Source organism: Actinosynnema sp. NPDC050436 (assembly GCF_040655415.1).
In the GTDB taxonomy this organism is placed as follows: Bacteria; Actinomycetota; Actinomycetes; order Mycobacteriales; family Pseudonocardiaceae; genus Actinosynnema.
Genome location: NZ_JBFAJV010000010.1, coordinates 19,221 through 38,435, shown reverse-complemented (window position 1 = coordinate 38,435; position 19,215 = coordinate 19,221). Strand labels below are relative to the sequence as shown.

At 73.1% G+C, this 19,215-nt stretch carries 19 protein-coding genes; 10 read left to right on the top strand and 9 right to left on the bottom strand.

Annotated elements, in window-relative coordinates; all coding sequences use genetic code 11:
• Nucleotide 1: 1 nt before the first annotated feature.
• Complete coding sequence (locus AB0I60_RS23355; RefSeq protein WP_360732919.1) at nt 2-1,009, bottom strand: hypothetical protein; 1,008 nt, start codon at nt 1,007-1,009, stop codon at nt 2-4.
• 222 nt (nt 1,010-1,231) lie between these two features.
• Between AB0I60_RS23355 and AB0I60_RS23350 the strand changes: the two genes are divergently transcribed.
• On the top strand, nt 1,232-1,816 hold the full coding sequence (locus AB0I60_RS23350; protein WP_360732918.1) for an FKBP-type peptidyl-prolyl cis-trans isomerase: 585 nt from the start codon (nt 1,232-1,234) through the stop codon (nt 1,814-1,816).
• Nucleotides 1,817-1,900: 84 nt separating this feature from the next.
• Here AB0I60_RS23350 and AB0I60_RS23345 read toward each other — a convergent pair whose 3' ends face one another.
• Together AB0I60_RS23345 and AB0I60_RS23340 are read right to left on the bottom strand one after the other, a co-directional pair.
• Nucleotides 1,901-2,872, bottom strand: coding sequence for a quinone oxidoreductase (locus AB0I60_RS23345; RefSeq protein ID WP_360732917.1), 972 nt, complete (start codon nt 2,870-2,872; stop codon nt 1,901-1,903).
• A 73-nt stretch (nt 2,873-2,945) separates the two neighbouring features.
• Nucleotides 2,946-4,568, bottom strand: a complete 1,623-nt coding sequence (locus AB0I60_RS23340) for a DUF885 domain-containing protein (RefSeq protein WP_360732916.1) — start codon at nt 4,566-4,568, stop codon at nt 2,946-2,948.
• Nucleotides 4,569-4,605: 37 nt separating this feature from the next.
• Here AB0I60_RS23340 and AB0I60_RS23335 point away from each other — a divergent pair, with 37 nt between their 5' ends.
• Both AB0I60_RS23335 and AB0I60_RS23330 read left to right on the top strand, forming a co-directional pair.
• Nucleotides 4,606-4,893 carry a hypothetical protein gene (locus AB0I60_RS23335; RefSeq protein WP_360732915.1) on the top strand — a complete coding sequence of 96 codons (288 nt, stop codon included), beginning with the start codon at nt 4,606-4,608 and terminating at the stop codon, nt 4,891-4,893.
• A 142-nt stretch (nt 4,894-5,035) separates the two neighbouring features.
• The gene (locus AB0I60_RS23330; RefSeq protein WP_360732914.1) at nt 5,036-5,890 is read left to right on the top strand and encodes a hypothetical protein; all 855 of its coding nucleotides are present in this window, start codon (nt 5,036-5,038) and stop codon (nt 5,888-5,890) included.
• Nucleotides 5,891-6,105: 215 nt separating this feature from the next.
• On the opposite strand, the gene AB0I60_RS23325 is transcribed toward AB0I60_RS23330, so the two are convergent.
• On the bottom strand, nt 6,106-7,683 hold the full coding sequence (locus tag AB0I60_RS23325; protein ID WP_360732913.1) for a cation acetate symporter: 1,578 nt from the start codon (nt 7,681-7,683) through the stop codon (nt 6,106-6,108).
• Entirely contained in the window at nt 7,680-8,087 is a 408-nt protein-coding gene (locus AB0I60_RS23320; RefSeq protein ID WP_360732911.1) for a DUF485 domain-containing protein, read from the bottom strand. Before AB0I60_RS23320 ends, AB0I60_RS23325 begins: the two co-directional genes overlap by 4 nt.
• 347 nt (nt 8,088-8,434) lie before the next feature.
• On the opposite strand from AB0I60_RS23320, the gene AB0I60_RS23315 reads away from it, so the two are divergent.
• The 4 genes from AB0I60_RS23315 (at nt 8,435) to AB0I60_RS23300 (ending at nt 12,540) form a co-directional block, all read left to right on the top strand.
• Nucleotides 8,435-11,083, top strand: a complete 2,649-nt coding sequence (locus AB0I60_RS23315) for a nitrate- and nitrite sensing domain-containing protein (protein WP_360732909.1) — start codon at nt 8,435-8,437, stop codon at nt 11,081-11,083.
• Entirely contained in the window at nt 11,080-11,523 is a 444-nt protein-coding gene (locus tag AB0I60_RS23310; protein WP_360732907.1) for a roadblock/LC7 domain-containing protein, read from the top strand. Before AB0I60_RS23315 ends, AB0I60_RS23310 begins: the two co-directional genes overlap by 4 nt.
• 7 nt (nt 11,524-11,530) lie before the next feature.
• Nucleotides 11,531-12,028 (top strand): DUF742 domain-containing protein, encoded by a 498-nt coding sequence (locus AB0I60_RS23305; RefSeq protein ID WP_360732905.1) that lies wholly within the window; start codon nt 11,531-11,533, stop codon nt 12,026-12,028.
• A 71-nt stretch (nt 12,029-12,099) separates the two neighbouring features.
• Nucleotides 12,100-12,540 carry a helix-turn-helix domain-containing protein gene (locus tag AB0I60_RS23300; RefSeq protein ID WP_360732904.1) on the top strand — a complete coding sequence of 147 codons (441 nt, stop codon included), beginning with the start codon at nt 12,100-12,102 and terminating at the stop codon, nt 12,538-12,540.
• Here the strand turns inward: AB0I60_RS23300 and AB0I60_RS23295 are convergent.
• A complete protein-coding gene (locus AB0I60_RS23295) occupies nt 12,477-13,418 on the bottom strand; it encodes a COX15/CtaA family protein (protein WP_360732903.1) in 942 nt (313 codons plus the stop codon). The genes AB0I60_RS23300 and AB0I60_RS23295 overlap by 64 nt on opposite strands.
• A 186-nt stretch (nt 13,419-13,604) precedes the next feature.
• Here AB0I60_RS23295 and AB0I60_RS23290 point away from each other — a divergent pair, with 186 nt between their 5' ends.
• Entirely contained in the window at nt 13,605-14,171 is a 567-nt protein-coding gene (locus AB0I60_RS23290; RefSeq protein WP_360732901.1) for a hypothetical protein, read from the top strand.
• A gap of 4 nt (nt 14,172-14,175) precedes the next feature.
• Here the strand turns inward: AB0I60_RS23290 and AB0I60_RS23285 are convergent, their stop codons facing one another.
• Nucleotides 14,176-14,952, bottom strand: a complete 777-nt coding sequence (locus AB0I60_RS23285; protein ID WP_360732900.1) for an ABC transporter permease — start codon at nt 14,950-14,952, stop codon at nt 14,176-14,178.
• Nucleotides 14,949-15,881, bottom strand: coding sequence for an ABC transporter ATP-binding protein (locus AB0I60_RS23280; RefSeq protein ID WP_360732899.1), 933 nt, complete (start codon nt 15,879-15,881; stop codon nt 14,949-14,951). The genes AB0I60_RS23285 and AB0I60_RS23280 overlap by 4 nt, the downstream gene beginning before the upstream one ends.
• A 168-nt stretch (nt 15,882-16,049) precedes the next feature.
• On the opposite strand from AB0I60_RS23280, the gene AB0I60_RS23275 reads away from it, so the two are divergent.
• Nucleotides 16,050-16,661: a DUF998 domain-containing protein gene (locus AB0I60_RS23275; RefSeq protein WP_360733366.1), complete on the top strand. Its 612-nt coding sequence runs from the start codon at nt 16,050-16,052 to the stop codon at nt 16,659-16,661.
• Nucleotides 16,658-18,700 carry a glycosyltransferase gene (locus tag AB0I60_RS23270; RefSeq protein WP_360732898.1) on the top strand — a complete coding sequence of 681 codons (2,043 nt, stop codon included), beginning with the start codon at nt 16,658-16,660 and terminating at the stop codon, nt 18,698-18,700. The genes AB0I60_RS23275 and AB0I60_RS23270 overlap by 4 nt, the downstream gene beginning before the upstream one ends.
• Nucleotides 18,701-18,769: 69 nt before the next feature.
• On the opposite strand, the gene AB0I60_RS23265 is transcribed toward AB0I60_RS23270, so the two are convergent.
• On the bottom strand, nt 18,770-19,078 hold the full coding sequence (locus tag AB0I60_RS23265; protein WP_360732896.1) for a hypothetical protein: 309 nt from the start codon (nt 19,076-19,078) through the stop codon (nt 18,770-18,772).
• Nucleotides 19,079-19,215 lie beyond the last annotated feature (137 nt).

Genomic DNA, 19,215 nt, shown 5'->3' with positions numbered 1-19,215 from the left:
ATCAGCTCCCCAACCGAGCGGAGGCGGAGAATTCCCGGCGGAACCGGTGGAACTTGTCCTCCAGTGCTCGAAAACGTTCATCGGTCAGCGGCACGCCGGTGATCTTCTCGAACAGCACGCGGAAGTCGGCCCGCGTGCTGTTCGGTGTGATGACGACGTGCAGCCCTGCCTTGGAATTGCTGATGCGCAAGAACTCCGCGCGTTCCATCCCGTACAGGAAGGAGCCCTCGGAGAAGCGGAGCGTGCGCGGGTAGAGCCGGACCACGCCCGCGCCGGCGTTGCTGTAGAGGGTCAGCCAGGCGCTGTCGTCGAACAGCTCCAGCCGGTCCAGCGGCGGGTCGGACACGATCGTCAGGTCGATCCGCGAGCACCGGCTGCGGGCCAGGAACAGGCCGACCAGCCCGACCGAGATCTGCTCGCGCAACCGGTCCACGATGGTGCCGTAGTCGCCCTCCGCGCCCTCGTGGCGCAGCAGGTAGCGGGCCCGACCGCTGATCGCGTCGTCGTCGCGCGGGTCGGCCAGGACGGCCCGCAGCTCGCACTCCGACTGGGCCAGCAGCAGCCGGCAGGCCGCGTACCGGCCCGCGAACCCCCGGAACCCGTACAGCCTGGTCCGCTCCAGGTCCTGCATCATCACCTGGTTGAACGCCGGGTCCGGCCGCGCGGTCGGCTCGAACACGTCGCTCGGGAAGAACTCGCGGTCCAGCGCCCGGTACTCGGCGGTCAGCTCGCGCAGTGCCCGGCGGCTTTCCTCCACCACCGGGGTGATCAGCGCGCGCTGCGCGGCGGAACTGGTGACCAGCGTCTGCGTGAAACCCACCACCGCCGAGATCATCGTTCCGGTGCCGACCGACGTGATGAAGTTCCGCGCGGTTCCCGGGTCCATTCCACTCGAAATGGCCAGGCTCGTTCCGGCGGTCACCACGAGGAGCAGCAGAAGCAGCCCCGTCCTGGTCCAGAATAATTCCAGCAACAGGTTGCCGCGTACACCCCCGGGCTGCGCGGACACGGGGTTCACCTCCTTGGCGGGCACCCGGAAGGCCGAATGCCGGCGGTATCCGATCAACTGCGCGGAGTTACTGTACGCTGGGGTGTCGAACTGCGAAAGCGGTAATTAGTGGAACATTTGCGGATTAATTTCCGCCGGATCGGCAGCGGACCGTGACCGGCGTTGCGCCTGCGGTGGGCCTGGGCGTACGGCGTCCGGGGCCGCACCATAAGCTCCGCAACCATGCGTACTGTCGGCCGTACGGCCCTGGTCCTCGTTCCCCTGCTGTCCGCCGGCCTGGCGCTGTCCGCCTGCACGGCGAGCGACCGGCCGTCCACCAAGACGAACACCCCCACGGCGACCGCCCCCGCCACCTCCGAGGCGCAGGCCGAGCAACTGCCCGAGCCGAGCGGCCCGCCGTGCGAGGTCACCCAGTACGAGGTGACCGGCGAGGCCGGCGCGAAGCCGACCATCACCGTGCCCACCGGGTGCAAGCCGCAGGACGGGCTGCTGGTGAAGGACCTGACCGAGGGCACCGGCCCGGAGATCAAGGCGGGCTCCAACGCCGAGCTGCACTACGTACTGGCCACCTTCCGCGACCGCAAGACCCGCGAGGCGTCCTGGGACAACGGCGCACCGTTCCCGCTCAAGAACATCGGTCAGGCCCCGGTCATCCAGGGCTGGAACGAGGGCCTCATCGGCCTCAAGGAGGGCGGCCGACGCCTGCTGGTCGTGCCGTCCGACAAGGGCTACCCGCAGGGCAAGGGCACCATCCAGCCCGGCGAGACGCTGATCTTCGTCGTGGACGCCGTCAAGGTCGAGGGCTGATCCCCGGCCGACGACGAGGGGCCCGGCACACCGCCGGGGCCCCTCGTGGCATGAGCGCTGGTCACGCCAGTGCCGGCCGCGCCGTCACGGCACGAGCAGCAGCTTGCCCGTCGTGCGCCGGCCTTCGAGGTCCTCGTGCGCCTTGCGGGCGTCCGCGAGCGCGTAGCGCCCGCCGATCCGGACGGTCAACGACCCGTCCGCGACCGCCGCGAACAGCTCGCCCGCACGCCACTCCAGCTCCTCCCGGGTCGCCGTGTACGCGCCCAGCGACGGGCGGGTCAGGTACACCGACCCCGCCTGGTTGAGCCGCTGCGGGTCGACCGGCGGCACCGCGCCGCTCGACGCCCCGAACAGCGCCACGCACCCGCGCCGCCGCACGCTGGCCAGGCTCCCGTCGAACGTCGCCGCGCCCACCCCGTCGTACACGGCGGCCACGCCCTCGCCGCCGGTCAGCTCCCGGACCACCGGCGCGAACTCCACCCGGTCGTACCGGATCACCTCGTCCGCGCCCGCCTCGCGGGCCAGCGCCTCCTTGGCCTCGGTGGACACCGTCCCGATCACCCGCGCGCCGCGCGCCTTGGCCAACTGCACCAGCAGCAGCCCGACCCCGCCCGCAGCCGCGTGCACCAGCACGGTGTCGCCGCTGCGCACCGGGTACGTCGACGCCACCAGGTAGTGGGCGGTGAGGCCCTGCAACAGCAGCGCGCCCGCCGTGTCGTCGTCCACGCCGTCGGGCACCGGCACCGCGTCCGCCGCCGACACCAGCGCCTGCTCGGCGTAGCTGCCCGGGGCCGACGACCACGCCACCCGGTCGCCCACCGCGAACCCGGACACGTCCGCGCCCACCGCCGCCACCCGTCCCGAGCCCTCCAGCCCGATCCCGAACGGCAGCGGCAACGGGTACCGGCCCTCCCGGTGGTAGGTGTCGATGTAGTTCACGCCCGCCGCGGCCACGTCCACCACCACCTGGCCCGCACCCGGCGACTTCGCCCCGACCTCGCCGAACTCCAACACCTCGGGCCCGCCGGTCGCGCGCACCACCACTGCCTTGGGCATGTCCCGTCCTTCCGAAAGCGCCAGTACCGCTACAAGCCAACCCGCGCGCGGCCCACCCTGTTCCGCGCGCCGCTCAGCCGCCCAGGGCGACCCGGCGGGCCAACCCCAGGGGCAGCGACCCCGACCCGGCCAGCTTGTCGTGGAACTCGCGCTGCGTGCCGGTGAACTCGTCCCGGATCTTCTCGATCTCCAGCGCACCGGTCAGGTAGGACGGTGCCTGCGTCGGCCACGCGCAGTACCGGTTCACCTCGCCCTGCGCCGTGCTCGGGGTCAGCGACGCCTTCGTGGTCATGAACTCCTCGGCCTCCGCCACGTCCATGTCACCGCAGTGCAGGGCGGTGTCCACGATCATCCGCGCCGCGCGGAACAGCCGGGCCTCCACGAACGCCAACTCCTGGGCGCGCGCCCTGGCCGCGTCACCGACCACCTCGGGCGCGTAGTAGCCGTGCTCCCGCAACAGCTTCTCCGAGTACAACGCCCAGCCCTCGGAGAAGTACGGCGTGCGCAGCACCTTGCGCACCGGCCGGTTCTGCGTGGCCAACCACGACAGGTGCCAGTGGTGGCCCGGGTACGCCTCGTGCACCGCGATCGTGGCGAGCTGCGCCCGCGAGTTCGTCCGCAACCGCTGCTCCACCTGCGCGGCGGTGAACTCGTCCGGCGGCGTCGGCACGAAGAAGTGGCCCACCCGGGCGGGCGTCAGCGGCGGCGGCGACATGTAGGACGCGACGCTCAGGATCGGCCGCTGGAACGCGGGCGACGGGACCACCCGGCACTCCTCGCCCTCGGCCAGCGTCACCAGCCCGCGCTCCACCAGGAACGCCCGCGCCCGCCGCGTCTCCGCCTCGTACTCGACGCGCATCGCCTCCGGCGTCGGCGGGTGGTCGTCCTGGAGGGCCAGCATCACCGAGTGCCAGTCGTCGGTGCCGGCCAGGGCCCGGATCTCGGCCTCCAGCGCCGCGTACGCCGCCTTGCCGCGCTCGTGCAGCTCGGCCGCGCCGTAGCCGAGCACCTCCTGCTCGCGCAGCAACGTCGAGTAGAGCCGCTCGCCCATCCGCCAGTCGCCCCGCGCGGACGCCCCGAACCCGTCCAGGAAGTCCGCCAGCCGGTCGAACGCCTCCGCCGCCGGCTCGGCCGCCTCCGCCAGCCGCGCCCGCAGCGCTGGGTCGGCCACCTCGCCCGGCAGCGTCCGCGTCACGAACGCCCGCCCGGTCCGGGCCTGGGCCGCCGCCCGCGCCACGATCGGCGGCGCGGCCAGGTCCGGGTCGAGGTTCGCCGCGCACGCCGCCAGCACGGACGGCACCTCGGCCAGCCGCGCGACCACGGTGTCCACCAGCTCCGGCTCCGGCCGCAGCCGGTTGAGGAAGGCGGAGAACAGCGGGAAGAACACGGCCGACGTGTAGGTCGTGGGGTCCCGCCGCCACGCGGGCCAGGACGTGCGGGCGAGGTGCCCGCGCAGCACGGAGATCACCAGGTCGCGGTCGACGGACTCGTCGAGGTCGTCGGTCTTGACCCGCTCGAACCGCTCCAGCCAGCCGGCCGCCTCGCGGTCGTAGGCGGCGAAGGCCCCGGCGTGGAACTCGCCGAGCGTGCGGTCGTGGTCGAGCGAGCCGAGCAGCGCGGCGGTGCCCGGGAGCCGGTCGAACTGCCACGAGAGGAACTCGTCGACCAGCCGGGGGAGTGTCGTGGTTTCGGTCACGTGCACGGAAGTTACCCGCAGGTTCTACTCTGGCGGGGTGGCTGAGGACAAGAAGATCGGCGCGGCGGTGAAAACGGCGGAAGCGTTCGTGGCGGCGCACGGCAAACCCGCGCGCGCGGTGGTGGAGCACATCGGCCGCGCGGGCGCTCGGGTGGTGCTGGTGGGCGACGACGGCGCGATGGGCGACGTGGTGCTGCCGACGGTGGAGGCCGCCGAAGCCGTGGTGGAGGCCGTCCCCGACCTGACCGCCCACGACTGGGACCGCGAGACCACGGCGGCCACCAAGATCGGCCCCGCCCACCGCCGCCGGATGGCGGGCCGCTGACCTGCGGTTGTGCGGCCGGCCGTCGAGTTGCGGGCGGCCGTGGGACGTGATCACCCGATCGTGTGAAGGTCGGTCGGTCGGGGTTCGGTCGCGGACCGGTGGTGCAGGCCGCGACCCGGCCGGGGGCGGCGCTTAGGCTGCGGTGGTGAAGGTTCTTCTGGCTACTTGCGCGTCCCTGCCCGAGGGGGACGGGGACGACCACGCGGTGATCGACGCCCTGTCCGACGTCGGGGTGGCAGCGGGCTGGACCGTCTGGGGCGAGAGGGCCGGTGCCGACCTCGTGGTGGTCCGGTCCACTTGGGACTACGCCGAGCGGTTGGCCGACTTCCTCTCCTGGTGCTCGTCCGTGCCCGCGCTGGCCAACCCGGCCGCCGTCGTGTCGTGGAACGTCGACAAGTCCTACCTGGTCGACCTCGCCGCCGCCGGCGTGCCCGTGGTGCCCACGCGGGTCGTGTCGCCCGGGTTCACCGAGTGGCCCGAGGGCGAGTTCGTGATCAAGCCGACCGTCGGGGCCGGGTCCCGGGGTGCGCTGCGCGTGGCAGCGGGCGACCGGTCGGGCGCGGCGGCGCACCTGGACTCGTTGGGCGGTCCGGCGCTCGTCCAGCCCTACCAGTCCGCTGTGGACTCGGCGGGCGAGACGGCGCTCGTCTACTTCGGCGGCCACTACTCGCACGCGTTCGCCAAGGGCGCGATGCTCACCCCGGACGCCCGGCTCGACGAGAGCGGGCTCTACGTCGTGGAACGGCTCTCCGCCGCGTCGCCGACCGCCGCCCAGCGCCTGGTCGCCGAGGACGTCCTCGACGCCGCCGCCCACCTGCTCGGCCTCCGCCGGTCCGACCTCCTCCACGCCCGGGTCGACCTTGTCGCCGGCGACGACGGCGAGCCGCTCCTGCTGGAACTCGAACTCGTGGAGCCGTCCCTGGGCTTCCGCCAGGCCGACGCCGCCGCGCCCCTGCGGTTCGCCTCGGCGGTGCGGTCCGCGTTGAGCGTCCGCTGACCGTCGCGCGACCGGACCGGGTGGACTCCTGACGGAACGGCCGAACGCCGGAACCGGTCGTTCAACCGGTTCCGGCACCCGGTCCGGCATTCGGCGGAAAGCACGGGGAACCGGCCGGCGGTCACGGCCGTTCGTTGACGCTGCGCAGTGGACCCGTCACAGGAATGCCCCCGGAAACGCGACCGCCGAAATGCGGCGCTCCGTGGGAAGATCGCTCACCGCAGCCCCGAGCCGATACCCGTCAACGAACGGACTTCCATCTCGGCCTGCTTCGCCGGGTCGACCGTCTCGCGGCTGAACACCGTTCCCAGCCAACCGCACAGGAACGAGAACGGGATCGACACCAGGCCCGGGTTCGCCAACGGGAAGAACGCGAAGTCCGCGTCCGGGAACACCGACGTCTTCGAGCCCGACACCGCCGGCGAGAACGCGATCAGCACCACGCACGCCGCCAGCCCGCCGTAGATCGCCCACAGCGTCCCGGTGGTGTTGAACCGCTTCCAGAACAGCGAGTAGACGATCGTGGACAGGTTCGCCGACGCCGCCAGCGCGAACGCCAACCCCACCAGGAACGCCACGTTCTGCCCGTTCGCCGCGATCCCGCCGCCGATCGCCAGCAGCCCGACCGCGACCGCCGTCAGCCGCGCGACCCGCACCTCCGAGCGCGGGTCGGCCCGGCCGCGCTTGATCACGTTGGCGTACACGTCGTGCGCGAACGACGCCGACGCCGTCAACGTCAACCCCGCCACCACGGCCAGGATCGTGGCGAACGCCACCGCGCACACGATCCCCAGCAGCACCACGCCGCCGATCCGGAACGCCAGCAGCGGCGCGGCGGAGTTCTCGCCGCCGGGCGCGTTCTTGATCGCGTCCGAGCCGACCAGCGCCAGCGAGCCGTACCCGATCACCAGCGTGCACAGGTAGAACACGGCCATCACCCAGGTCGCCCACACCACCGACCGCCGCGCCTCGCGCGCGTTGGGCACGGTGTAGAAGCGCATCAGCACGTGCGGCAGCGACGCGGTGCCCAGCACCAGCGCGAGCGCCAGCGACACGAAGTCCAGGCCCGCCACCGCCGAGCCGCCGTAGCGCACGCCGGGTTCCAGCACCTCCGGCCCGAGCGAGCTGTTCCGGGTCGCCGCCTCCAGGATCGAGGACAGGCTGAAGCCGAACTTGCCCAGCAGGAACACGCTCATCAGCGTCACGCACAGGATCAGCAGCACGGCCTTGATGATCTGCACCCAGGTGGTGCCCTTCATCCCGCCGACGAGCACGTACAGCACCATGACCACGCCGACTACCGCGATCACGAGCGCCTGCCCGCCCGCAGTGCGCACGTCGAGCAGCAGCGCCACCAGTGCGCCCGCGCCGGCCATCTGCGCGATCATGTAGAACAGCGAGATCACCAGGGTGACGTTCGCCGCAGCCGCCCGCACCGGGCGCTGCCGCATCCGGAACGCCAGCACGTCGCCGAGGGTGAACCGCCCGGTGTTGCGCAGCCGCTCGGAGATGATCATCAGGCCCAGCAGCCAGGACACCACCCAGCCGATGGAGTACAGGAACCCGTCGTAGCCGTTGACCGCGATGCTGCCGGTGATGCCCAGGAACGACGCGGCGGACAGGAAGTCGCCGGACAGCGCGACGCCGTTCTGCGGCCCGGTGAAGCTGCTGCCGGCGGCGTAGTAGTCCGAGGCGGACGCGGTGCGCGAGCCGACCCGGTACACCACGAACAGCGTGATCACCACGAAGACCGCGAACACGCCGAGGTTGAGCCCGGTGTCCGCGCCGGTCACCGCCGTTCCTCCGAGGTCAGCGCCCGGACCTCGGCGACCTGCGGGTCGATCCGCCGCCGGGCGTAGCGGGCGTAGGCCACGGTGAGCGCGAGCGTCGAGGCGAACTGGAGCAGCCCGAGCACGATGCCCGCGTTCACCTCGCCGACCACCTTGGTGGCCATGAACCCCGGCGCGAACGCCGAGGCCGCCACGTACCCCAGGTACCACACCAGGAACCCGAGCACGGCGGGCAGCACGAACACCTTGGTGCGCCGCTTGAGCTCGCGGAACTCGTCGGTGTCGCGGATCGCCGCGAAGTCCGGCCGGCCCGCCGCGTCCACCAGCAGCGGCGGTGGCGGCTCGTCGAACGTCGCGAAACCGCGCGCCCGTCTGGACTCGCCCGGGGGCAGGATCGCCTTGGCCATCAATCCTCCACGGTGATTTGCCTTCTCCACCGCAGGGTTCGCGCGGCTCGGTGAGCGATCAGCCTAATCACGAAGAGCCACCAGTCAACGGCCGATTGCGTCACGAAACGCCACCGCACAAGCATTCCGGCTGCTCAACTCCCGTGCCGTCGCGCCGGTCCCGGGCCGTTTCGACGTTAACTTCACTGTGCGTGCCTGATCCGAACGGCTGAGCACATGCGCCGAGGTCGTTGTCCCGGCCCCGATCACGACCTACTATCGCCCATCAGCATCCGCCGCCGGCGTGCCTTGGCGCAGGCGTCGAATTGCGCGGCGGATCAACTACTCGAACTCCCGGGGCTTGTGTGGTGACTGGCGACAACAGCGCGCGCTGGGCGTGGCGGAGCGCTGTCGCGGACTGGCGGAACTGGCGGCTGCCGGTCAAGCTCGCCGCCGTGCTGGCGGTGCCGGTGATCGTCGCCATCGGCGCGGGCACGGTGCAGATCCGCGGTTACGTGAAGGCAGCGGACGGTTACTCGGCGGCGCAGCGGATGGTGACGCTGCGCGCCGGCCTGGACCCGCTGATCGCCAACATCCAGGCGGAGCGGGCGGTCGCCGCGCGCGGTGTGGAGGCGACCAGCGCGGAACAGCGGCGGTTCAAGGAACTCCTGCGCAACACCGACGCCGCAGCCGCCGGTGTGCGCAACCTGCTGGAGCGCACCGCGTCCTCGCTGGGCGAGGTGGCGACCGCCCGGTTCCACGACGTCACCGTGCAGATCGACGGCCTGCCGCAACTGCGCGACCGGGTGCTGGCCCGCACGGTCGACCCGACCGGCGCGATCGGCGGCTACACCGTCGTGCTGCGCGCGCTGCTGGACTTCGACCAGGCGATGGTCGGCGACTTCGGCGACCCGGCGCTGGCGGGCACGGCCAACGCGCTGCACAACCTGGCCATGGCGAGCGAGCAGATCTCCTGGCAGCACGCGACCGTGCTGTCCGGCATCCGCACGGGCGGGCTGCCCGACACCGAGCGCAACATGCTGGAGCAGTCCTACACCCGCCAGCAGGACAAGGTCGCGGACTTCATCGCGGTGGCCACCCCGCAGCAGCAGGCCGACTTCCGGGCCTCCGTGGCGGGCGAGTCGGTCGAGGCCCGCAACGCCCTGCTGCAGGAGGTCCGGATCGACCCGGAGGGGCTGCGCCGGATCGACGCGAAGGCGTGGGACGACGGGTCGACGGTCATCGCCCGGCAGTTCGAGCGCGTGCTGCGCGGCCTGGAGGACCAGCTCAAGGCGTCGGCGGCCCGGCTGCAGGACGAGACCAGCGACCGGGCCGGCTTCGCGTCGGCGATCCTGCTGGCGTCGCTGTTCGCGGCGGTGGCGGTCGGGTTCGTCGTCGGCAGCTACCTGCTGCGCTCGCTGCGCGCCCTGCGGGTCGCCGCGCTGGACGTGGCCCAGCACCGGCTGCCGACGCTGGTCGCCCAGTTGCGCGAGGAGACCGTGCCGGACGTCGCGATCGACCCGGTGCCGGTGCACACCCGCGAGGAGTTCGGCCAGTTGGCGCGCGCGTTCGACGCGGTGCACCGGCAGGCGGTCAGCTCCGCCACCGAGCAGGCCGAGCTGCGCACGGGTATGCGCAACGCGTTCATCAACCTGTCCCGCCGCAGCCAGAGCCTGGTGGAGCGGCAGTTGCGCCTGATGGAGGAGCTGGAACGCCGGGAGGAGCAGCCCGAGCAGCTCTCCGGCCTGTTCAAGCTGGACAACCTGGCGACCCGGATGCGCCGCAACAACGAGAACCTGATGGTCCTCTCGGGCAGCGACCTGGCCCGCCGCTTCACCCGCCCGGTGCCGCTGGGCGACGTGCTGCGCGCCGCCGCCTCCGAGATCGAGCAGTACCAGCGGGTCGTGGTGCAGGCCACGCCCGCCGTGGAGGTGGTCGGCTACGCGGCGGGCGACGTGGTGCGGCTGATCGCGGAACTGGTGGACAACGCGACCACGTTCTCGCCGCCGAGCACCCAGGTCGTGGTCGGCGGTCGCGGCCGGCCCGGCGGCGGCGTCCTGGTGGACGTGGTGGACGTCGGCGTCGGCATGTCGGAGGAGGACTTCGCCGAGGCCAACGCCAAGATCGCGCGGGCGGCGGCCGACGAGGAGGCGGGCGACCTGCCGGTGTCCCGGCAGCTCGGCCTGTACGTGGTGGGCCGGCTCGCCGGGCGGCACGGCATCCAGGTGGCGCTGCGCGAGCAGGGCGAGGGCGTGCGCGCGGTCGTGGCGCTGCCCGCCGAACTGGTCCGCGCGGCGCAGCCGGCACCCGGCCGCCCGGTGCACCCCGCCGCGTCCGGTGGGCCCAGGCACGCCGCCCCGGACGTGCCGGGGGCCACCGCCACACACCAGGACGCCACACCCCAGAACGCGGCAACCCGGAACGCGGCAACCCGGAACGGGACGGCCGACAACGGGGTGCCGAGGAACGGCACGCCGGTGGTCGCCGCCACGAACGGCACCCCTCCCCGCGACGAGAAGTGGGCGTCGTTCCGGGGGCGCACCGCGCCGACCGGCACCGCGCCGACCGGTCCCACGGCCCCCGGCACCCCGTCCCCGCCGGTCAAGGCCGGGGCCTTCTTCACCAAGCCCGCGCCGGCCTCCGCACCCGGCGCGGCGACTCCCGCACCACCCGACACCCCCGCCGCCGCGCCGCGCCCGCCCTCGACGTGGTTCGGCAAGTCCCGGCCCCCGGACGGGTCCGGGGAACCACCGCGCCCCGGCGGCGTTGAACACTCCGGGCACGTGGAGGTGCCCGGACAGGGGGAGCCGCCGGTGCAGGAGAACTCCGCGGGGTTGCCGAAGAGGCGTCCGCGCTCGAACCTGGCCGCCGAACGGCCGGTCGCCGCCGACCCGGCGGCACCCGTCCGGAGGGACCCGAACGCGACACGCGGGTTCCTGGCGAGCTACCAGACCGGCGTCAGGCAAGGTGTACGCGACTCCGGTGAGAACCGAACGGGGCGGGAGAACACGACATGAGCGGGCAGAGGTCACGGCAGATCGACCAGTTCGGCTGGCTGGTGAGCAACTTCGCCGAACGCGTGCCGGGCGTCGCCCACGCCGTGGTGATCTCCGTGGACGGGCTGCTGCTCACCGCGTCCGACGGCCTGCCCGACGACCGGGCCGAGCAGCTCTCGGCGATCGCGGCGGGGGTGGCGAGCCTGACCGAGTCGGCGGCGCGCTGCTTCGACGGCGGCGGCGTGCTGCGCTCGGTGATCGAGATGCAGTACGGCATCATGCTGCTGATGTCGATCCGGGACGGCTCGTGCCTGGCGGTGCTGGCCGCGCCGGACGCGGACGTCGGCCAGGTCGCCTACGAGATGACCGTGGTGGTGGACCAGGTCGGCCAGCTCCTCACCCCGGAGCTGCGCGCGGAGCTGCACGGCGTGAAGCGGATGATGGCCCGCCCTTCGGCGTGAGGTGGTCATGACCCAGGACGACGGACCGGACGCGGAGCGGTCGTTCGCCGACCTGCTCGACGGGTTCAGCCTGAGCGGGCGGCGGGCGCCCCGGCGTGCCGAGGAGCCGGCCCCGGTGGAGCGGCCGACCAGGCCGCACCCGGTGTTCCAGGACGAGCAGGAGTTCCCGCGCGAAGAGGCGGCGTCGAGCGTGCGCGCCTACGCGTGGACCGGCGGCCGGACCACGTCGTCGCACCAGTTGGAGGTCGAGACCCTGGTGTCGGCGGTGGACCGGGACTTACCGGGCGCGCTGAAGTCCGAGTACCAGGAGGTGGTCACCCTGGTGGCCGTGCCGCGCTCGGTGGCCGAGGTGGCGGCGCTGCTGCGGCTGCCGCTGGGCGTGGCGAAGGTGCTGCTCGGTGACATGGCCGAGCGGGGCCTGGTCGACGTGCACGGCACCGCGTCGACCGGGGAACCCGATCTCGACCTCATGGAGCGCGTGTTGGCCGGCCTGCGCCGCCTCTGATTGCCTACGATGGCTTCAGCGTCGACAGAACCAGGGGGCTGGTCAGCGTGGGTGTGGGGCGGGAGACGCGGTTGTCCGCGTGGATCGAGCGGTTCGCGGCGCACTTCGCCGAGGAGGGCATCCCGCTGATCGGCGGGCGGATCCTCGGCTACCTGCTGGTGTGCCGGCCGGTCGAGCGCACGGCGGCGGAGCTGTCGCAGGAGTTGGAGGCGTCCAGCGGTTCGATCTCCACGAACCTGAAGTTCCTGGTCAACGCAGGTCTGGTGACCAAGCGGACGCGCCGGGGCCGGCAGGCGGCGCAGTACCGGATCAACGAGAAGAAGTGGGCCGACCTGGTGCAGCGCAAGCTGGACGCGCTGACCAGCGTGCGCGAGCTGACCGAGTCCGGGATGCGGCTGATGAGCGGCGACCCGGAGCGGGCCCAGCGGCTGCGGACCGTGGACGACCTCTACACGTGGCTGGCGACCGAGCTGCCCGACGTCTGGGAGCGCAGGCCCTCGTCGTCGAGGTGAGGGCGCACGCGGGTCGCGGTCCACAGGTTCGCCGTGGCGATCACGACCGCCCCCGCGCCCAGCACGTGCACCGAGACGAGCACCTCGGGCACGCCCGTCCAGTACTGGACCATGCCGACCGCGCCCTGGGCGAGGACGGTGGCGATCAGGGCGAGGTACGCGCGCCGGGCCGCGCGGCCGAGCATGAAGCCCAGCGCGACGAGCATCCCCAGGAACAGGAACAGCAGGTCGGCGTGGATCTGCGCGAGGGCGGGCACGGGCAGTTGGAGCCGGGGCGTGGCGGCGTCGCCGGCGTGCGGGCCGGCGGCGGTGACGAACGTGCCGGCGAGCATCAGCAGGCCCAGCACGACCGCCTGCACGACCTGCAACCGCATCACGTTCGCCGACACCAGCGGCACGGCGGGCCCGTCGCCCTCCCGCAGGGACGAGACCAGCAGCACCGCCGCCCAGGTGAGCACCATCGACACCAGCATGTGGATGCTGACCGTCCACCACAGCAACCCGGTGAGCACCAGCGACCCGCCGATGACGGCCTGGAGCACGACGCCGCCGAACTGGACCAGCGCGAGGGTCAGCACCCGCCGCCGGCGCGGCCGGTCCACCCAGGCGGACAGCACGCACAGCGCGGCGATGATGCCGACGACGCCGGTCAGCGTGCGGTTGCCGAACTCGACCCACTGGTGCAGCGGCGCGACCTCGGGGTGCTCGACGGGGATGAGGCTGCCGGACACGCACTGGGGCCACGTGGGGCAGCCGAGCCCGGACCCGGTGACCCGGACGACCGACCCGGTCACCGCGATCCCCGCCTCCGCGATCACCACCGCGATGGCGAACACGCGCTGGAACTTGAGGAGGAAAGCGGTCAACCAGGTGGGCACGGCTACCGATGGTAGGTACCGGGAGCTGAGAGGTCGCGGCCGGGTCGGTGGCCCTTCCGGGTGACGTGGTGCGGCTCACCGCGCCCCTCGGTCTTCCCGGTGGGGTGAAAGCAGTTGGCGGTCGGGCCGGTCCGGAGGTTGCATCGGGTGCGGGGCAGTTCGGACGACATGTGGGGAGACAGGCACATGAAACTGCGCACCACGGGCTTGGCGGCGGCTGTGACGCTCGCCGCCGGCCTGCTCACGACCTCGCCCGCCACCGCCGCGCCGGTGGGGGTGGGCCTGCCCGCCGTGGTGGCCGCCGCGAAGGACAAGGCCGCGCAGAAGTATCCCGACGCGCGGTTCCGGGGTGCGGAGGCCGCCCTGGACGAGCCGCCGGTCACCGGCGTCGAGGGCATCCGGCGGTGGGCGCTGCACTTCACCGACCCGAGCCACCCGTCCGGCGGTTTCAGCTACGTCTACGGCGTCGACGGCGAGTACCAGGTGACCGAGATCTGGGAGCCCGTGGCGGGTCTGCGCGTCGTGGACCCGTTCACGATGATCGAGGACAAGGCGCTCGCCGCGTTGCGCGGCAGCGGGGTCGACGAGCCGTTCAGCGCGCTCTCGCTGTCCCAGCCGGAGGGAGGGGACGCGCGGGCGGCCACGGAGCCGACCTACTACTTCTGCGTCGACCACGGGGGCGAGGGGCGGGTCACCGGGATCGGCACGGAGACGCTGGAGGTGTACCCGGACCTGTACGCCTGCGAGGTGTGACCGGTCAGCTCAGCCTGGTGGTGCGGGTGGCCAGCACCGCGGCGGCGGCACCCCAGCCGAGCAGCACCAGCACCTGCCGGAGGCCGGGCGCACCGCCGTCGACGACGGCGGTGTGCAGGCCCTCGGCCAGGGCGGCGGAGGGCAGCAGGTGGACGACGGCGGCCAGCCAGCCGGGCAGGGTGTCGACGCCGAGCGCCACGCCGCCGACGAGCAGCAGCGCGAACCACACGATGTTGGCCAGCGCCAGCACGATCTCCGCGCGCAGCGCCCCGCCGAGCAGCACGCCGAGCGCGCCGAAGGACAGCGTGCCGAGCACGAGCAGCACGACCGCCCACAGCAGCCCGCCGGCGGCCGGCAGGTCCCAGCCGAGCAGCAGCGCGGTGCCGGCGATGATGGCGACCTGGACGGCGACGACGGCGAGCGCGGCGGTCACCCGCCCGGCCACCAGCAGCCAGCGGGGCAGCGCGGTGGCGGCCAACCGCTTGAGCACGCCGTAGCGCCGGTCGAAGCCCAGGGCGATGGCCTGGCCGGTGAACGCCGAGGAGATGACGGCGAGCGCGAGGACCCGGGCGACGGCGGAGCCGACCCTCGGCTCGGGCACCGGGATGACCGCCATGGTGGCGAGCGCGACCAGCAGCGCGACCGGGATGAGGACGGTGAGCAGGATCTGCTCGCCGTTGCGCAGGGTCAGGACGGCTTCGGTGCGCGCCTGGGTGAGCAGCATCCTGCCCAGCGGGCCCCGGCCGGGCGCGGGGGTGAAGGTGCCGGGGGCGAAGGTCATGACCGCAGCTCCCGTCCGGTCAGGTCGAGGAACACGTCCTCCAGGCTGCGTTTCGCCACGGTCAGCTCCTCGGCCAGCACGCCCTGCTGGGCGCACCACGACGTCACGGTGGACACGACCTGCGGGTCGATGCGGCCCTCGACCAGGTAGCCGCCCCGGCCGGCTTCGCGGACCCGCATCCCCTCCGGCAGCGCGCCGGTCAGCAGGGTCAGGTCGAGGCCGGGTCGGGCGCGGAACCGGAGCTGCTGGTCGTCCTCGGTCCGGGCGGTCAGCTCGGCCGGGGTGCCGGCGGCGACCACGCGGCCCGCGTCGACGATCACGACGTGGTCGGCGAGCGCCTCGGCCTCGTCCATGAGGTGGGTGGTGAGCAGGACGCTGACGCCGTCCGCGCGCAGGGCGGTCACCAGGTCCCACACCAGCCTGCGGGCCTGGGGGTCCATGCCGGCGGTGGGTTCGTCCAGGAACACCAGCTCCGGCCGGCCGACCAGGGCGCAGGCGAGTGAGAGCCGCTGCTGCTGGCCGCCGGAGAGGCGCTTGTACGGGGTGCGGCCGACGCCGCCGAGGCCGAGGACGTCCAGCAGCCACGCGGGGTCCAGCGGGTTCGCGGCGCACGCGGCGACCACGCGGAGCATCTCGTCGGCGCGGACGCCGGGGTAGCCGCCGCCGCCCTGCGGCATGACGCCGACGCGCGGGCGCAGCGCGGGGGAGCGCGGGTCGAGGCCGAGCACCCGGACGTGGCCGCCGTCGGCCTTGCGGAAGCCCTCGCACACCTCGACGGTCGTGGTCTTGCCCGCGCCGTTGGGCCCGAGCAGCGCCAGGACGGCACCTCGGTCCAGGGTGAGGTCGAGTCCGTTCACCGCGACGACGGAGCCGTAGCGCTTGACCAGCCCCGACACTTCCACGGCAGGGTGCTGGGGGTGCGGGCTCACGACGGCAGAGCCTAAGGCGTCCGCCGCGCGGTGCCGGTGGTGGGGTCCGCGCCACCCCGGGGTGGGGCTGGCCCCACCAGGGTCGTCGGGGACACCTCAGGGTCACCTCGGGGGCAATCCGGATAGTTCAGGGCGTTGTTCCGCGACGAAGATTCCGGTGTGGCGGAGATGCGGGGGAAAAGACGGGCGGCGGTGCTGCCGCTGGCTGTTGCGGGCCTTGTCCTGTCGCTGTTCCCGATTGTTTACCTGCACGTGGCGTCGGTCGGCCAGCTTAGCCCGATCAGCCACACGATCAGCGATTACATCTTCGTCGCCAACGGCAGCGGGCTGCTGGCGGTCACCGCGCTGTCCCTGGCGGCGGCGTCGGTCGCGCTGCTGGCCGTGCTGGTGCGACGGGGTTTGCCCAGGCGGGGGCCGGTGGCGGTGCTGATGGGGCTGTGGGCGGCGGGGCTGGCGGTGGCCGCCGTGTTCCCGACCGACCCGACCGGCACGCCGACGTCGTTCTCCGGCGCGGTGCACCGCTACGCGGGCGCGGTGATGTTCGCCAGCCTGCCGCTGGCCGGGTGGTTGATTTCCCGCCGGTTCATTTCCAGTACCACGGTGCGCCGTTTCTCGGTCGCTTCCGGGATCACCTCGGTGGCATTCATGGTGAGCCACGTGACGCTGACCTACCAGGGTGCGGTGCTGCTCGGCCTCTTCGAGCGGCTGCTGTTCGCCCTGCTGTACGGGCTGCTGTTCGCGCTGGCCGCCGCCGTCGCCCGGCGGGAGGTGCGGTCGTGACGTGGCTCGCGGTCCTGCTCGCCGTGGTGGGCGCGGTGTTCTTCGCGGTCGCCGCGCGGTGGCAGCACGACGCGGTGCGCGCGACCGAGGGCGCGCTGCGGGTGGTGGAGCTGCTGCGCCGGCCGCGCTGGCTGGCCGGGCTGGTGCTGCTGGTGGTCGGTGCCGGGCTGCACGCGGTGGCGCTGGGCATGGCCCCGCTGAGCGTCGTGCAGCCGGTGGGGGTGCTGGCGATCGGCATCACCGCCGTGCTCGACGGCCGCCGCCGCGAGCTGCCCGCCGTGGCCGTGACGACCTTCGGCGTGGGTGCGTTCGTGTTCCTGGCGGCGGGCAGCGCCACTGCCACCCCGGTCGTGCCGGAGGCGGAGCTGACGGCGGGGCTGCTGGTGCTGGGCCTGATCGCCGCGCCGGTCCTGCTGGGCGTGCTGTCGACCGGGCCGGTGTCGCGGGGGCTGGGCTTCGGCGCGGCGGGCGGCGTCGCCTACGGCTACGTGTCGGTGCTCATGCGCTCGGTGTCCCAGGACGTCCAGGCCGGCCGGGTCGACTGGACGACCGCGCTCTCGGCGGCGGGCATCGCCGCCTCCCTGCTCGTCGGCGGCTGGTTCATCCAGCACGCCTACGCCAGTGGGCCGCCGCACCTGGCGGTGGCCTGCCTGACCGTGGTGGACCCGCTCGTCGCCGTCGGCATCGGCGCGGGGCTGCTCGGTGAGGCCACCAGGACCTCCGGGTTCGTCGCCCTGGCCGAGCTGGCCTGCGCCGTGACCGCCATCGGCGGCGTGGTCGTGCTCGCCCGCAGGCAGGACCCCGAGCACGGCAACCACAACGACTTCCACGCACCTTCGAGATCGGAGACCACTGTGTACAACGGACGCGCCATGCGGATCGTGATCGCCGCTGAGACGTTCCCGCCGGACGTCAACGGCGCGGCCCGGTTCGCCCACCGCCTGGCCACCGGCCTGGCGGGACGGGACCACGACGTGCACGTGATCGCGGTCGACCCGGTGGGCCGGGCCCGCACCGAGCAGGTGGACGGGATCACCGTGCACCGGCTGCGGTCGCACCGCACGCCGTTCCACCGCACGTTCCGGATCGGCCTGCCGTGGCAGGTGAGCAAGGACGTGGGCGCGCTGCTCGCGGAGCTGAAGCCCGACCTGGTGCACGTCCAGGCGCACTTCGTGGTCGGCCGGTACGTGCTGAGGCAGGCGGCCGAGCTGGGCATCCCGACCGTGGCCACCAACCACTTCATGCCGGAGAACCTGTTCGGCCACGCCCGCTGCCCGCAGTGGTTGCAGGGCCTGGCGTCCCGGTGGGCGTGGCGCGACCTGGGCCGGGTGTTCGGGGTGGCGGACGTGGTGACCGCGCCGACCCCGCGCGCGGTGCAACTGCTGCACGACAACGGTTTCCCGCCGAGGGCGGTCGCGGTGTCGTGCGGCATCGACATCGACCGCTACCGGCTGCGCCCGGCGGTGCGCTCGAACGACGGCCCGACGGTGCTGTTCGTGGGCCGGCTGGACGAGGAGAAGCGGGTGGACGAGCTGCTGCGCGCGGTGGCCCTGGTGCCGCGCCTGCACGCCGACATCGTGGGCGACGGCTCGTGCCGCGCGGAGTGGGAGCTGCTGGCGGCGGAACTCGGCATCACCGACCGGGTGCGGTTCCGGGGGTTCGTGGGCGAAGAGGAGCTGCTGGACGCCTATACGGGCGCGGACCTGTTCTGCATGCCGGGCATCGCGGAGTTGCAGAGCCTGGCGACGATGGAGGCGATGGCGGCGGGCAAGCCGGTGGTGGTGGCCGACGCGATGGCGCTGCCGCACCTGTGCCGGCCGGGCCGCAACGGGTGGCTGTTCACGCCGGGCGACGTGCCGGGCCTGGCGGACCGCCTGCACTCGGTGGTCTCCGACCCGTCTGTGACGGCGCGGATGGGCGCGGCGAGCCTGGAGCTGATCGGCGCGCACGCGATCGAGGCGACGCTGGAGAAGTTCGAGGGCCTCTACGCGCAGGCGATGGGCCTGCCCGCCGTCGCCCACCCGGTCCTGGCGGCGTGACCGCCCCGGCGTCCCGAGGCGGCTCTCCCGGTCCGGGGACGGCGCACCGCCGTCCCCGGACCGGGCCGGTCAGCCGAAGTCCGGCGGGTCGAACGTGACGTCCGGCGGGTCGTAGCCGCCGGGGTCGTTGTCGGTGCCGGTGTTGTCGTCGTGGCGGTGGCGGTGCTTGTCGTCGTACACGTGGTGCGCGTGCTTGATGCCCTCGCTCACCCCGGTGTTGACGGCGGTGGCCGCCGCGCCGGCCGCGTAGGGGCCGATCCCCGAGGACCTGCCCTCGGCCTCTTCCCGTTCCCTGCGGCGTTTGCCCGCGTTGCGCCGGTGGGCCGCGCCCATGATGGCCGGCAGGGCCGTGAACACCAGTAGGAGAAGTCTCGACATCGCTGTGCGCCCTTCTCTCCGAGGGACTAGCGGCTCGCAGTCTCACTCCCGGCGGGAATACCTGTCAACGGTGAAATGCGTTGTCCGCCAGGTGGCCCACCCGGTCCGACGAGCCGCGCACGGCCACCCGGCGCAAG